16 protein-coding genes are annotated in these 14,627 nt (G+C 48.5%); 7 read left to right on the forward strand and 9 right to left on the reverse strand.

Annotated features, from left to right (window positions below; genetic code table 11):
- Position 1: 1 nt before the first annotated feature.
- From ACN0TT_RS06855 to ACN0TT_RS06870, 4 genes are all read right to left on the reverse strand, one after another.
- On the reverse strand, positions 2 to 586 hold the full coding sequence (locus ACN0TT_RS06855; RefSeq protein ID WP_417761398.1) for a beta-phosphoglucomutase family hydrolase: 585 nt from the start codon (positions 584 to 586) through the stop codon (positions 2 to 4).
- A 407-nt stretch (positions 587 to 993) separates the two neighbouring features.
- Entirely contained in the window at positions 994 to 2,496 is a 1,503-nt protein-coding gene (araA, locus tag ACN0TT_RS06860; RefSeq protein ID WP_417761399.1) for an L-arabinose isomerase, read from the reverse strand.
- Between the two features lie 35 nt (positions 2,497 to 2,531).
- Positions 2,532 to 3,224: an L-ribulose-5-phosphate 4-epimerase gene (locus ACN0TT_RS06865; RefSeq protein ID WP_417761400.1), complete on the reverse strand. Its 693-nt coding sequence runs from the start codon at positions 3,222 to 3,224 to the stop codon at positions 2,532 to 2,534.
- Positions 3,224 to 4,879 carry a ribulokinase gene (locus ACN0TT_RS06870; protein ID WP_417761401.1) on the reverse strand — a complete coding sequence of 552 codons (1,656 nt, stop codon included), beginning with the start codon at positions 4,877 to 4,879 and terminating at the stop codon, positions 3,224 to 3,226. The genes ACN0TT_RS06865 and ACN0TT_RS06870 overlap by 1 nt, the downstream gene beginning before the upstream one ends.
- Before the next feature lie 1,266 nt (positions 4,880 to 6,145).
- Here ACN0TT_RS06870 and ACN0TT_RS06875 point away from each other — a divergent pair.
- Entirely contained in the window at positions 6,146 to 7,549 is a 1,404-nt protein-coding gene (locus tag ACN0TT_RS06875) for an anion permease (RefSeq protein WP_417761402.1), read from the forward strand.
- 67 nt (positions 7,550 to 7,616) lie between these two features.
- Positions 7,617 to 9,125, forward strand: a complete 1,509-nt coding sequence (locus tag ACN0TT_RS06880) for a fumarate hydratase (RefSeq protein WP_417761403.1) — start codon at positions 7,617 to 7,619, stop codon at positions 9,123 to 9,125.
- A gap of 223 nt (positions 9,126 to 9,348) precedes the next feature.
- Here ACN0TT_RS06880 and ACN0TT_RS06885 read toward each other — a convergent pair whose 3' ends face one another.
- The 4 genes from ACN0TT_RS06885 to ACN0TT_RS06900 all read right to left on the reverse strand — a co-directional run bounded on the left by ACN0TT_RS06885 (position 9,349) and on the right by ACN0TT_RS06900 (position 10,779).
- Positions 9,349 to 9,519 (reverse strand): energy transducer TonB, encoded by a 171-nt coding sequence (locus ACN0TT_RS06885; protein ID WP_417761404.1) that lies wholly within the window; start codon positions 9,517 to 9,519, stop codon positions 9,349 to 9,351.
- Positions 9,516 to 9,725, reverse strand: a complete 210-nt coding sequence (locus ACN0TT_RS06890; RefSeq protein WP_417761405.1) for a hypothetical protein — start codon at positions 9,723 to 9,725, stop codon at positions 9,516 to 9,518. The genes ACN0TT_RS06885 and ACN0TT_RS06890 overlap by 4 nt, the downstream gene beginning before the upstream one ends.
- A 161-nt stretch (positions 9,726 to 9,886) precedes the next feature.
- Positions 9,887 to 10,237 (reverse strand): hypothetical protein, encoded by a 351-nt coding sequence (locus ACN0TT_RS06895; RefSeq protein WP_417761406.1) that lies wholly within the window; start codon positions 10,235 to 10,237, stop codon positions 9,887 to 9,889.
- A 23-nt stretch (positions 10,238 to 10,260) separates the two neighbouring features.
- Positions 10,261 to 10,779, reverse strand: a complete 519-nt coding sequence (locus ACN0TT_RS06900; RefSeq protein ID WP_417761407.1) for a GNAT family N-acetyltransferase — start codon at positions 10,777 to 10,779, stop codon at positions 10,261 to 10,263.
- A 136-nt stretch (positions 10,780 to 10,915) separates the two neighbouring features.
- On the opposite strand from ACN0TT_RS06900, the gene ACN0TT_RS06905 reads away from it, so the two are divergent.
- Together ACN0TT_RS06905 and ACN0TT_RS06910 are read left to right on the forward strand one after the other, a co-directional pair.
- Positions 10,916 to 11,857, forward strand: coding sequence for a GGDEF domain-containing protein (locus ACN0TT_RS06905; protein ID WP_417761408.1), 942 nt, complete (start codon positions 10,916 to 10,918; stop codon positions 11,855 to 11,857).
- Between the two features lie 85 nt (positions 11,858 to 11,942).
- Complete coding sequence (locus ACN0TT_RS06910; protein ID WP_417761409.1) at positions 11,943 to 12,443, forward strand: META domain-containing protein; 501 nt, start codon at positions 11,943 to 11,945, stop codon at positions 12,441 to 12,443.
- Between the two features lie 28 nt (positions 12,444 to 12,471).
- Here the strand turns inward: ACN0TT_RS06910 and ACN0TT_RS06915 are convergent, their stop codons facing one another.
- Positions 12,472 to 12,732 carry a hypothetical protein gene (locus tag ACN0TT_RS06915; RefSeq protein ID WP_417761410.1) on the reverse strand — a complete coding sequence of 87 codons (261 nt, stop codon included), beginning with the start codon at positions 12,730 to 12,732 and terminating at the stop codon, positions 12,472 to 12,474.
- A 191-nt stretch (positions 12,733 to 12,923) separates the two neighbouring features.
- Between ACN0TT_RS06915 and ACN0TT_RS06920 the strand changes: the two genes are divergently transcribed.
- Genes ACN0TT_RS06920 through ACN0TT_RS06930 form a run of 3 tightly spaced genes read left to right on the forward strand, consistent with a single transcriptional unit; the run spans position 12,924 to position 14,542 of the window.
- Positions 12,924 to 13,373 (forward strand): GNAT family N-acetyltransferase, encoded by a 450-nt coding sequence (locus ACN0TT_RS06920; protein ID WP_417761411.1) that lies wholly within the window; start codon positions 12,924 to 12,926, stop codon positions 13,371 to 13,373.
- Positions 13,373 to 13,906 (forward strand): inosine/xanthosine triphosphatase, encoded by a 534-nt coding sequence (gene yjjX / locus ACN0TT_RS06925; RefSeq protein WP_417761493.1) that lies wholly within the window; start codon positions 13,373 to 13,375, stop codon positions 13,904 to 13,906. The genes ACN0TT_RS06920 and yjjX overlap by 1 nt, the downstream gene beginning before the upstream one ends.
- Positions 13,907 to 13,921: 15 nt before the next feature.
- A complete protein-coding gene (locus tag ACN0TT_RS06930) occupies positions 13,922 to 14,542 on the forward strand; it encodes a GNAT family N-acetyltransferase (protein WP_417761412.1) in 621 nt (206 codons plus the stop codon).
- The last annotated feature ends 85 nt before the right edge of the window (positions 14,543 to 14,627 follow it).

Raw genomic sequence — 14,627 nt, forward strand, 5'->3', positions numbered from 1 at the left:
TTTAGCACTGGATCTTGCCGTCTTTCACAATTACATAATCCATTCCGGCTGCGGCGGCAGCCTTGGCACCGATTTGCGTATCTTCAAATACCACGCACTCGGCGGGTTGGAGGCCTAACTGTACTGCGACTTGCAGAAACGTGTCAGGAGCTGGCTTACCATTTTCGACATCTGATGCCGTCACTAGCGCATCGATTCTTGGCAAAATACCGGTATCGGTGAGCATTTCGACTGCATGTGCACGCTCGGCACCGGTGCCAACGCCCATTTTCATACTTGAGCGGTAATGTTCAAATACGGCGAAAGTCTCAGCAATCACCTTAGGGGTATGATCGCCCTCTTCCCACAGCAATTTTTTGCGGACGGCAACTTCAACTGGATCATGACTCATGCCGTATTTTTCGTTGAGTACCACCACAGTTTGCAGGGTCGGTACACCACCAAGGCTGTACATGTACTCTTCATCCCATGGGTAGCCATACTCTTCACACACCGCGCGCCATGCATCTTGGTGAGAACCCATTGAGTCAATCAAAGTGCCGTCCATGTCAAAAATAATGCCGCGATACTGGCTTAAATCGATCATCAAATACCTCTAAATTTTGTGTCTGCAACAAATGGGGGAGCTGGTGATAATGTTCGCTCTCGGGCGAACTTAACCAGCAGCAAATAAAGTGTGCCAGCTAAACATATTCCGAACCTGAATGCTGGTTGTTCTGGACTTCAGTTTTTCTTATGCGCTTTTATCTACCCAGTGCACCGTCAGTCAGAGAATTAGTTGGCTTTCCTGTTAGGCAGCGAGAGCGAAGTGTAGCGTGACTACACGAGCGAGCGGTAACAACGCAGGGAAACCAAATAAACCCTGACAACCGGAACGTAAACTACGCGAGCGTTACGCCAACACCGCAGGAAGAACAACTAGCCTCTGCTTTTCAGGTCTAGAAAAAGAAAAGGCCCACCCCAAACGGGGTGAGCCTTTTCCAAACAGAGATCTTACAGACCTTTGCTCAGATGATAGTACGCCGCACTATGGCGCAATTCATTCTTGAATGAACGTACAGTGGTATCAGCGTCGATAACCGCACATTCTACACCTGCCATTTCTGCATAATCGATGATCATGTCAGTGTTAACAGCTTGGCTGTATGCAGTGTGGTGTGCACCACCCGCATAGATCCATGACGCAGCAGCGGTCGCCAAGTTTGGACGTGGTTCCCACAGTGCAGAAGCTACTGGCAGTTTAGGAGTATCTGCTGGAGGGTTCACTGCATCAACTTCGTTAACGATGATACGGAAACGGTCACCCAGATCGACTGGAGATACAGCCACACCAGCACCAGCTTTACCTTTGAACAGTAAACGAGCAGTATCACATTTCACACCGATGGTGTGGCGATGGATTTCTACTTTTGGCTTAGCAGCAGCGATTGATGGGCATACTTCCAACATATGTGCTTGCAGCGCTTGGTCTACTGCACCGAAGTTGTAGGTGTAGTCTTCCATAAATGAACAACCACCGTCACGGCCTTGACCCATCACTTTCATGATGCGCACCATAGCAGAGGTTTTCCAGTCACCTTCGCCGCCGTAACCATAACCTTTAGACATCAGGCGTTGAGTTGCCAAACCTGGCAGACCAGTCATGCCTGGTAAGTCTTGGAAGGTGTTGGTGAATGCGCCAAAGTTACCCGCTTCGAGGAAGCGAGCCATACCCAGTTCCAAACGTGCTTCGTTTTGCAGCATTTTGAATTGGTATTCATCTTCCAACAGGGCTGCCGCAACTTCATATTCGTTGCGATAGATTTCGATCTGACCTTTAACGTCTGCGTCGTTCACTTCGTTGATAATAGCAACCAAGTCAGCTACGCCGTAACCATGAACTTCGTAACCGAAAGTGATCTGTGCGCTCACTTTGTTACCTTCAGTTACCGCTACGTCACGCATGTTGTCGCCGAAACGAGCCACTTTCAGGTGACGAGATTCGTTCCAACCCAACGCTGCACGACACCAATCATCGATTTGAGTCTGTACAGACTTGTTTTGCCAGTGACCAACAACCACTTTACGCTCTTTGCGCATACGGGTACCGATGAAACCAAATTCACGGTCACCGTGTGCACTCTGGTGAGTGTTCATGTAGTTCATGTCGATTTCAGACCATGGCAGCTCAGCACGGAATTGGGTGTGCAGATGCAACCAAGGTTTGTTCAATACGCTCAGACCTGCAATCCACATTTTGGCTGGAGAGAAGGTGTGCATCCACAGCACCAAACCTACGCAGTTTTCATCAGCGTTAGCCGCTTGGCACAGGTTGAAGATTTCTTCTGGGCTTTTCACTGTTGGCTTACATACCAGTTTCACTGGCAGTTTAGCCGCTTCGTTCAAACCTGCTACGATAGTCGCACTGTCGTCAGCTACGGTTTCCAATACTTTTGGTCCGTACAGGGTTTGTGAACCTGTAACAAACCACACTTCTTTATTTGCAATGCTATTCATAACGACCTCTATATAGTTGAAAGCGACTTACTGGCTTAGTTTTGACCGTAGTAAGCGTTTTTACCGTGCTTTCTGTAATAATGCTTGTCTGCGATTGCTTGGCTCAACAAAGTGCCTTGTGGCGCCAGTGTACGAGTCAGATAAGACATCTTAGCAATCTCTTCCAACAGCGCAGCGTGGTATACCGATTTAGCTGCATCCGCGCCCCAAGTAAACGGCGCATGACCAGCAACCAGCACCATCGGAGCGGCTTGGTAGTCTTTGTCTTTATAACAATCAGTGATTTGCACACCGGTTTCTTCTTCGTAGTCACGGGTGATCTGCTCAGCAGTCATTTCTGCTGTGCATGGGATCTCGCCGTAAACGAAGTCAGCGTGAGTCGTACCTAAGCATGGGATAGCTAATTTAGCCTGTGCCCAAGCAGTAGCATAGGTAGAGTGAGTGTGGGTCACACCGCCGATGTTTTCAAAGTGACGATACAGGTGGGTGTGGGTTTTGGTATCGGAAGAAGGACGCATTTTGCCTTCTACGATGTTGTTTTCCAAATCCACAATCACCAAATCTTCTGGCTGTAACTTATCGTAAGATACGCCACTTGGCTTAATAGCGATCACACCTTTGTCGCGATCGATCTGAGATACGTTACCAAAGGTGTAAATCACCAAATTACGGGTTTGCAACTCCATGTTGGCTTCATAAGCCTGGCGTTTGAGTTCTTTGTAACTCATTATTTTGCTCCGTTAACGTACTGACCCAGCGCCTGATATTTTTTATACAGGCGGTCATACACGGCTGCATTTTCAGGAATAGGTTGATAGGTTTTACATACAGGTGACGCCATCACAGCCTGCGCCTGTTCAACGGTGTCAAATTCACCCGCCGCGACAGCAGCAAAGATTGCTGCACCGAGCGCACAGCTCTGGTCACTTTCCAATACTTCAATTTGGCAGTTCCACACATCGGCACAAGTCTGCATGACGAAATCTGACTTCTTAGAGATACCGCCGATGGTCACAACTGACTCAATGTTCACGCCTTCTTCGCGGAAACGTTCAGTAATTGCACGCGCACCAAACGCGGTGGCTTCTACCAAACCACGGAAGATTTGTGGGGCGCTACTGCCCATTTTCAAACCCGTGATGGCCATGCTGACGCCTTGGTCGGCATCAGGAGTACGACGGCCGTTAACCCAATCCAGCGCGGTAATACCGTGTTCGCTGATCGGCAATTTAGCGGCGGCGTTAGACATTGCCAGCAGCGTTTTATCTTCGAATGCTTGCGCTAGTGCAGCTTGGTCAACACCTTCGATGGTTGGCAATACTTCGCGAATCGGCCACAACAGCAGGTTTTTGAACCATGCATATAGGTCACCAAACGCTGATTGACCGGCTTCTAAGCCAATCATGCCTGGCAATACTGAGCCATCCACTTGACCACAGATACCGCGTACTGATTTACCCGCCAGCTGCTCTTTTGAGGTCACAGTGATATCACAGGTTGAGGTACCCATAACCTTGGTCAGCACGCCTGGGCGTACTTTGGCTGCAACCGCGCCCATGTGGCAGTCGAACGCGCCATAACCGATAGCAATACCCGCAGGCAGACCCAATTTAGTCGCCCACTCTTCAGTCAGGTGACCTGCCACTTCGCCTGCTGTTTGGGTAGCAGGATTCAGTGTGTCAGCCAGACCGTCTAACAATGGGTCGATACCAACAAAGAATTCGTTAGGTGGGAAACCGCCCCACTCTTCGTTCCACATGATTTTATGGCCAGCTGCGCAGCGACCCATGCGGAATTTTTCTGGGTGGGTAGTCCCCGCCAGAATCGCGGTGATCCAGTCACAGTGTTCAACCCATGAGTAGGTTGCTTCACGTACTTTGGCATCACTACGATAAACGTGCAGCGCTTTAGCCCAGAACCACTCAGACGAGTAGATACCGCCCATGTGTTTGAGGTAGTTCACTGAGTTTTCGCTAGCAGCTTTGGTAATTTCAGCCGCTTCGGCAATCGCTGTGTGGTCTTTCCACAACACGAACATGGCATTTGGGTTTTCAGCAAACTCTGGCGTCAATGCCAATGGCACGCCGTCTTTGTTCACTGCCACTGGGGTAGACCCGGTCGTATCGAAGCTCACGCCGATAACGCGGTCAGCGGCACCTGCGGGTGCAACTTTCCACAGACCTTGGATCACTTGCTCCAAGCTATCGAGGTAATCGAGTGGATGTTGACGGAATTGATCCTTGGACGGCTCGCAATACAAGCCTTTGGACCATCTTGGATAATAAATCAAATGGCTAGCCACCTCTTCACCAGTTGAGGTGTCTACCAATAGGGCTCTGACGGAGTCTGAACCGTAGTCCAAACCTAAGGCATAACGAGACATAACAAACCCTTCGCTTAAACTGAATAATGGCTGAAATAAGTCAATCTTGAACAAATTGTATGATAATAAGACCAAGGCATACTTGTAAAGATACTCCTTGAATTATCCTGCTATTGCCAAACTGCTACCCAGCTCTAAAACTAATGTCATTTTGTGACCAAGCTATAGGCTTGCTATTGCTTTCGCAAATGCTAATTTTCCACCATTATCGTACAAATCACCAGCACTTTATTGGTGATCTTTTCCGATGACTAGCATCGATAAGAACGATGAAAAAACCTGCCACAACGGGGAGTAAGCAATGAATAACCCAAGTGATAATGAGCGCGAATTCTAGCCTGAAACCAGCAGTAGATGGAAATTTATTTGTATAATTTTATGATAATTAACATCGAAATAATTCAGCTAATTTTTTGCTGGGTTTTGTGATCTTGATATTAGCAATCACTCAAACCTACGGTAGCTAGGGGCTGTTTATCTTTAGTGTTTAATTTTTGTTCAAATTAAACGCATTATGAGCAAGGCGCAGCCAGTGACGCTTAGTCAACTAAGCAAACTGGAGGCAACAAAGTTCAAGATGCGCTTAAAGAGGAAGAATGTAGGCGACGTGCGAAGGAAGGTGCGAATAAGTCCCGTGCGGGCTCTGCGGGGCGCGACGACTTGTTCGCCCCCTAAGTTACCGGATCAGATCACGCCATCACCACAGCTGTCCTTTGCACAGTGCCATTTCTATTACCGCTTTTTACCCAAACGCACCTAAGCCAATGACTCAAGCAGGTTGAACCACGGTTGCTTACCACTAACTGGCGAAGGTGCTGTGAGCTTATTGGTTAATTCGCGCACCTCTATTTCGGTTAACAAGCGATCCTATTCACAGTTTTATATTTTTCATGTTTATAAAGCTGAGTGTTTTGGTCGGGCTTTAGTTAGCGAAGTCACACTAATTTCGCTGAAAAAATAACAACCATCTGGCATCAACTGAGGGAAGATAAATAGGGGAAAATTTAAAGTTATTTAATAACAGTTGGTTACAACATTAAAATCTCAACAACCGGCCAGAACCACAACTTTCTTTGCTAACTATCAATAACTTTCATAACTAGTAAAAAATCATCAAAAGCAAACAAATTTACGAATGAATTAGGCTCGCCAATTTAAATCCATCATTCAGTTACTGTTATTACGCGGCGCAGGTTGAACGACCTGTTTAGTGTAAAAACGAACGAACTAATTTAATTATTTTAACTACAGTAATTGGTGCTTACCATGAATAAAAAACTCATCTCATGGCTGATTATTTTGGCAGTTGGGTGTGGGATCTGGTTCACTCCAGTACCAGCAGGGGTAGACCCTAATGCCTGGCATTTGTTAGCAGTGTTTGTTGCCACTGTATTGGGTTTGATTCTCGAACCAATCCCAATGGGTGCAGTAGCTATTTGTGGTATTGCAGCCACAGCAGTTACCGGCACACTGACTATCAAAGAGTCATTAACCGGCTTCTCAAACCACGTCATCTGGTTGATTGTGATGGCATTCTTCATCTCCCGCGCCTTCATTAAGAGTGGTTTAGGCGCACGTATCGGCTACATCTTTATGAAGCTGATGGGTAAACGTACGCTGACCTTATCTTATGGCCTACTGCTGACAGATACTCTGCTGGCACCGGCCATTCCATCGAACACTGCGCGTACTGGCGGCATTGTATTCCCACTGGCAAACTCAGTGGCTGATGCATATGGTTCTCGCGCAGATGAAGGTACGTCTAAGAAGCTAGGGAGCTTCTTGATGACCACCGTTTTCAACGGTACCACCATCACTGGTGCCATGTTCTTAACCGGTATGGCTGCTAACCCATTAGCAGCGAAACTGGCTGGCGACATGGGCATTGAAATCACTTGGGGAGGGTGGGCGTTAGCCGCCATCGTACCAGGGATTGTGTCACTGATTGCTATGCCGTTGATCGCCTACATGATCAATAAACCAGAGATCACCGCCACACCACAAGCACCACAAATTGCTGCAAAAGCACTGGCTGACATGGGCAAAGTAAAGCTGTCAGAGTGGGTAACATTGGGCACTTTTATTGCGCTGATCGCGCTGTGGATTGGCGGTCCATCATTTGGACTGAACGGCACCACCGCTGCAATGATTGGTTTGATTATTCTAGTGAACGCTAACGTACTTAGCTGGGACGATGTGCTGAAAGAAAAAGGCGCTTGGAACACCTTAGTATGGTTCTCCGCACTGGTGATGATGGCAACCTTCCTGAACAAACTGGGGTTAATCAAATGGTTTGGTACTTCAATTGCCGCCACACTGACCGGCCTTGATTGGCCAACAGCGCTGGCATCTCTGGTCGTTATCTACTTCTTTATCCACTACGCATTTGCCTCACAAACTGCCCACGTAGCGGCATTGTACTCTGTGTTCCTCGCAGTAGCTGTACAAATGGGCGCCCCTGGCGTAATGGCAGCACTTATCTTTGGTATGGTTTCTAACCTGATGGGCTGTGGTACTCACTACGGCGCAGGTCCAGCCCCCATCCTGTTCGGTGCTGGCCACACTTCACTGCCAAAATGGTGGGGCATCGGCCTTGTCATGGGTATCTCACAACTGCTGATTTGGGGCGTCGTTGGCGGTATCTGGTGGAAAGTGATTGGTCTGTACTAATCAATTATAGCGGCACCGAGGCGCACGCTTCGGTGCTCGGGTTCTTCAAAAGAGCAAAGGGAACGTCATGACTATTATTAAAAAAGCTGACTTCATCGATAGTATCGAAGAGGCACTGCAATACATCTCTTACTATCACCCACTCGACTTTGTTAAAGCGTTAGAAAAAGCCTACAACGCTGAGCAGAGCCAAGCGGCCAAAGATGCTATTGCACAAATCCTGATCAACTCGCGTATGGCTGCGGAAGGCAAACGTCCAATCTGCCAAGATACCGGTATCGTGACTTGCTTCGTGAAGATCGGTATGAATGTACAGTGGGATAGCGATATGACTGTACAAGAGATGGTGGATGAAGGCACACGCCGTGCTTACACCAGCACCACTAACCCACTGCGTTTATCGGTAGTGGCAGATCCTGCTGGCGCACGTAAGAACACCAAAACCAACGCTCCTGCGGTAGTGCACATCGACATGGTGCCAGGCGACAAAGTGGACGTCATGATTGCGGCCAAGGGCGGTGGTTCTGAAAACAAAACCAAAATGGTGATGTTGAACCCATCAGACGACGTAGCAGCTTGGGTAGAAAAAATGGTGCCGGTGATGGGCGCTGGCTGGTGTCCTCCTGGCATGCTGGGTATCGGTATCGGCGGTACTGCCGAGAAAGCGGCGGTTATGGCAAAAGAAGCGCTGATGGACCCAGTAGATATCCATGAACTGATGGAAAAAGGCGCGGAAACCACCGAAGAAAAACTGCGTTTAGATATCTTCAAACGCGTAAATGACTTAGGTATTGGTGCCCAAGGTCTGGGTGGTTTGACTACGATTCTGGATGTTAAAATCAAGACGGCACCAACACACGCTGCATCAAAACCTGTATGTATCATCCCTAACTGCGCGGCCACTCGCCACGTACACTTCCACTTGGATGGCACAGGACCTGCTGATCTGACCCCGCCAAAATTGGAAGACTGGCCAGAAGTCACTTGGGAAGTGGGCGAAAACGTGCGTCGCGTTAACGTTAACGACCTGAAAAAAGCTGACGTCTCCGAATGGAAAGCAGGTGAGACAGTATTACTGTCAGGCAAAATTCTGACTGGCCGTGACGCTGCCCATAAACGTATTCAAGACATGCTGGCGCGCGGTGAAGACTTCCCTGTCGACTTTAAAGATCGCTTCATTTACTACGTTGGCCCAGTTGACGCCGTTGGCGACGAAGTTGTTGGTCCTGCAGGCCCAACAACCTCAACCCGTATGGACAAGTTCTCTGACATGATGTTGGAACAAGCGGGTCTGATGGGCATGATCGGTAAAGCTGACCGTGGCGAAGCCACTGTTGAATGCATCAAGAAAAACAAAGCGGTTTATTTGATGGCAGTTGGCGGCGCGGCTTACTTAGTGGCAAAAGCCATTAAAGCTGCACGTACCGTCGCTTTTGCTGACTTAGGTATGGAAGCCATCTACGAGTTTGATGTCGTCGATATGCCAGTGACCGTCGCGGTTGACTCCGAAGGTAACAACCTGCACAAAACTGGTCCAGAAATCTGGAAACTGAAAATCGCTGAAATGAACAAGTAATTCAGCCACAGCAGATGAGTCGCCTCTCGTCCCTTGGACGGCTCATCATTCATGCTAAAAAAGCCTACTGCAGTTTGCTCGTGCGGTAGGCTCTTTGTTGATCTTTGGGGCTAAAAAACTGCGCTAATGATTGCCAGCAAGCTGCGGGACTTTGCCGAAATTGCAGTGCGAACTAGCTTCAGCAAGATTACCTCTTGAACCCGACGTCACTTTAAAATCCAATTCAATACTGGTCAGCACTGGCACCTTTATTCTCATTGGCTGCAGTTGCCTGCCAACGCCACTTCTTCAATGCAGCCACCGCTTGGTAATCAAACACGCCCTTCGGGAAACAGTTGGTAATTTGGTAGCCGACCATTTCACCATTGCTACCAATGCCTACCGTTGCCGTCACACAGCCTGATAAGCCCGCCTCGCCGCAGCAATACTGTACTCAGGCTCAACACGCTTTACCGCCAGCCAATACTGATCGACGAGATCCTTTCTAGCCTCACTGCTGAGATCGACATATTTGATTTGGTTGGGGTCTGGTCGATCTGCCACCGTTTTACAACCTGCAAGCGCAACCACCAGCAACACTAAGCCATATTTACTTCGCATATTAAGATGTCCTTATCCCACACTAACACTGGACGGCCACCAGCTCTTTAAGACTGCCCTGCAGCAGATTGCAGCCGCAGCGGATATAACAAAGTGGGGCTAAATTGTAACCAGTTTTTTGTCACCTGAGCCTAAGGCACATAGCGGCGCAATGAGGGGCATTAATAACAGTGATCGAAATGCGCTGTTTCCATGCACATAAAAGCAAGTTGCGCCTCGGGTAACACCGCCACGTCCAGCGTTTGTATTTGCTGCACGATCTGCGATTCCTGCAGCAACGCTAGCTGTGCTTGCGCAGCATTATCCGCTCCACAATCGAGCCAGAACTCACCTAACTGCAGCACAAAATGATGTCGAGGGGCGGAATGCAGACTTACCTCTTTCACTGTTGCCGTCAGTTGCTGGTGCGCTAACGTGGAATACAGAAATCTGGCCATATCAAAGCTCGATAGTGACAGTTTAGCTGTCCGCTCAATCAAGCCTTGTATTTGCTGACGACTCACCTCGGTCATAGGTCACTCCTCACGGTTGAACGCTAATCTTGCAGCAGATAGAAATCACGCCCAGCCAAGGTCATAAAATCCACTATCTGCATGTTGGCATGCTGGCAATGAGCTTTCAGCGAGCGCTCGTTATGCTCGGCCACTAACGCCATCACCTGCCCTGCCACCTTGGCTCTAGCAGCAGCATACAGTAACTTAAACGCGCCAGTACCACGGGCAGCTGGCGCTAACCACACGGGCCCACACACGCTGAGCTTGGCCCAATTGAGCACAATGTCGTTAGTGGCACAGCGGCGGCTTAACTCACGGTATAGCACGGCAGATTGATGGAAAGAAAACGGCGCCATAATAAGATATCCCTGTACCTTTGCATCAATTTCTAACAACCAAATGGCCTGTAGTTGCAGCAACTGCTTGAGCTGCTGTTCATTAAAAAAATCACCTGAGATGCCTTGCTGCAACTCAGCCGCAGAAAACTCATCAAATGTGGCCTGCTGCTCTAACGCTTGAATGGTGGTCAGGTCGACCAAAGTAGCGGTTCTTATCTGCATAACTTATTAATTTTAAAAACCTTAGCTAATTTATATTCATGCTAGCTATATAATATTCCCTAGTGAATTAAGTTGCATAAATGCAATAAAATCACCACACTTAAATACACTTTAATAACATCATGCGGATCCCATCATGCTGCCAGATACCGTCAAGCCAGGCAAAAGCCTACTGGAAGCGGACTCCTATGGATTGAATCTCGTACGCTGGATGCAGCAATGTGAGTTGATGAAGCACTATTATCAAGCAGATCGCGTTTTCGTGCTGCAAAAAACTGATACTGGCTTCGAAATTATTGTTAGTGCTGCAGATGCACACATGCGTTTTGTGCCCGGTAAACACTTCGACGACGATAGTGCACTGCTACAACAGATGATCAGTAGTGATACCGAAGGGCTCAACCTCGACTTAACTCAAACGGAGGTCGGTGCGCTTCCCAAAGAATTTAATGATGCGCTGTGCCTGCTATCACGCCCAGTGGCTTGGCCAGATGGTTCAGAGTTTGGTTGTTTGTGTGTGGTTAATGCCCATGCCAATGAGATCCAGCACGTATCGCCAATGATGCTAGAGCCGTTCCAAATTTTGCTGCAACAAGATCTCGCCCTGCTGTGCCAAAACCACCGTATTGAAGCACTCTCAATGCGTGACCCGACCACGGGCATGCTCAACCAATATGGTTTCATTATGATGGCACCACGGCAGCTCAATCTCGGCCGCCGTTTTGGTGCCCACTGTGGCATTATTTTCTTTGAACTGTGCTATGAAGAATCGCTGGATGCTGACACCAAGCAAAAAGGCCATCGCGAGTTATCGCGGCTATTAGTCAGTACCCTGCGCGCCGCCGATATGGCAGCACTCTATGACGACAACAAATTTGTACTGTTAGTGTTTGTCGACCTTGAGCGCGATTTAAAACACATCGTCCATCGAGTACAAAAGCAGTTTGCGCTTTCGCCACTGCCAATGACCTTAGATGCCAGTAGTCAGTTCTTTGCCCCTGACTCTACCGCTAAGCTCGCGCCAATGTTGGACGAAGCGTTAGCGGGGCTCAATTCAGTAAAAACGGCTCAGCAATAGACCGAGAAAAATAACCAAATAGCAACAGCTAGTTACCGTTTGCGGCTTATTACTAACACTAAGCCGCAAAAAAACGATTATTAGCATGGTTTTTTGCTTCCACTTTAGTAGAAGAATTGCCAAACTAACCACCTGCATTAATTTCTATTTCGTCGTCATGGTTAAAGCGTTTGTTATTCTTGCCCTGTCAACCATTATCGGTGGTTGCCAGACGCCTATCTCAGACAGTCAGTACACCCAAGATCTGTTGGGCAAATGGCGCATCAGCAATATCAATCAACACAAAGCCCCCGCCTACAGCACTGCCTATCTGCAATTTGCAGCCGACGGCATGTTAACTGGCAATAATAGCTGTAACGAATTTCAGGGAAGTTATCAGTTGCATGGTCAGCAACTGCAAATTGCCGCCAACCAAGGCACGATGAAAGCCTGTGTAGATGCGCTAATGGCACAACAGCAGCAGTTAGACCTGACGTTGCCACAGGTGGCGCAAGTAAGTGTAGCGGGCAATAAATTGCTATTGTTAGACGGTGACCGTAATGTGCTCGTTAAGCTCGTCAAAGAGCAAAACGACATGTTACAGTAACGTGTATGGTAACGCGTAGGCAGTGAGCTTACGCGTCAAAACGTACCTCATGGGCGAGATCAAAACGAGTCGGATATAACGATGCAGGCGGCTCATCACGCTCAACCAAGTAATCCCAGTAATCATTATCAAACTTATGGAACACGCCAGACTGTTTGATTTCTTCACGATTAATACACCACCACCAAACGGGCGCCCACAAGCCAAGTGTGGCTGCCGTTAGCACAAAGTGCAGTAAATTAATAATCAGCAAACGCTGGTTTGCTTTTGATTTTATTACTCTTTTCACGGTAACGCTCCGATAACATTTACTTGCTACCGTCCCTAGCACTGTCTATTTACCGCACAATTATACTTTTACATAGACTTTAGTCTAATAAGAATTTGCTATAAAAAATTAACAGATTCTGATTTGCCAGCGACCGCCAGTGGCTGCTAGATTGGCGCCACTTTTTCCGAATTTGCTGAAGTAACCACAGAATGTTGATACGTAAAGGACGCCAACAAGATTTAGCCGATATCGTTGCCTTTAATCAGGCGATGGCATTTGAGACCGAAGGGCTTGAACTGGACGCGGCAACACTTGAACGTGGCGTACAAACCTTATTGGAACAGCCAACACGCGGCTTTTATTTAGTGGCGGAACAACACGGTGAGATCGCAGCTTCGCTGATGGTGACCTTTGAGTGGAGTGATTGGCGCGCCAAAGATTACTACTGGATCCAAAGCGTTTATGTTAAACCCGCCTTCCGCCGCCAAGGCTTGTATCGTGCGCTTTATCAACAGGTGAAACAGCTCGCCGCCGACAATGGCAGCGCCGCCAGTTTCCGCCTCTACGTAGAACACGATAACCTAGTCGCGCAATCGACCTACCAAGCACTTGGTATGGAGCAAAGCCATTACCTGATGTTTGAAGAAAAGCCGGAGTAATCATGAGCGACATTATTACTATCGTGGTTGGCTCCACCAATCCCGTTAAAGTGAATGCCGCCAAAGCGGTGGTTGCCACTCTGCATCCCGCAAGCAGCATTACGGTACAAGCGGTCAAAGCGCCTTCCGGCGTGGCCGACCAGCCGATGACCGACAGCGAAACTAAGCAAGGGGCGATCAATCGAGTGCAATGGTGCCGCGACCATTATCAAGCGGATTACTACCTCAGCATGGAAGGCGGCGTTGATCAGTTTGAACAAGGGCCAGCCACCTTTGCCTACGTCACCATCGCCACCCAAGATAGATTGTGTGTCGGTCGCACCGCCCATCTGCCATTGCCACAACAAGTGTTTGATAAACTAGGCGAACAGGAACTGGGCGATCTTATGGATGCGCTGTTTAATACGGTGAATGTCAAACAAGCTGGCGGGGCTATAGGCTTGTTGACGCAAGGCCATGCCAGCCGCGAGAGTATCTACACTTCAGCGCTGATCCTTGCGAGTGCGCCACTGCGATTTAGCGAGCTGTATTAATCGTTGCACTTAGCTATGGCGCAAGCTATGTTGGTGGCTATTCGGCCACCTCATATTTTGCCCCTCATCATGTCTGACCGTACTCACGCAATTCCCCCCAAAGCACTGGTTCCCGCCAAACAAGCTTGGCGTTGGCGCGTTACACCTAACATCAATATTCGCCCCATCAGTAGCGCCGATAATGCGGCCATGGCGGGCATTATTCGAACAGTATCGGCGGAATATCAACTTACGCCCGAGAAAGGCTACAGCGTAGCGGATGCGAGTCTAGATCAACTGGCTGAAGTATATGCACCAGCAGGCGCTATCTATCTAGTGATTGAGCAACAGAGTCACATCATGGGCGGTTGCGGCATTGCACCGCTGGCAGGTGTAGCCGATACCTGTGAGCTACAAAAGATGTATTTTATGCCGCAAATTCGTGGTCACGGCCTGGCTAGTGCGATTGCAAAATTGTGTATGAACTTCGCCCGCGACTATGGTTATCAGCAGATTTATCTGGAAACAACCCATTTATTACCGGAAGCGCTTCGGCTCTACTATCACTTAGGTTTTCGGCAGTTACCGCAGCATCTTGGCAATACTGGCCACTGTGTGTGCGAGATCCCTATGCTTAAGCCACTACAAGCTGGATAAAATTGCAGCAGCTAGACGCTAGCTATCTGGGCAGCTTAGTAAAAACTTGCTAGCTTGGGATCTCACCTAAGCTACGGGAGTGTTT

The organism is Shewanella sp. (assembly GCF_048265805.1).
In the GTDB taxonomy this organism is placed as follows: Bacteria; Pseudomonadota; Gammaproteobacteria; order Enterobacterales; family Shewanellaceae; genus Shewanella.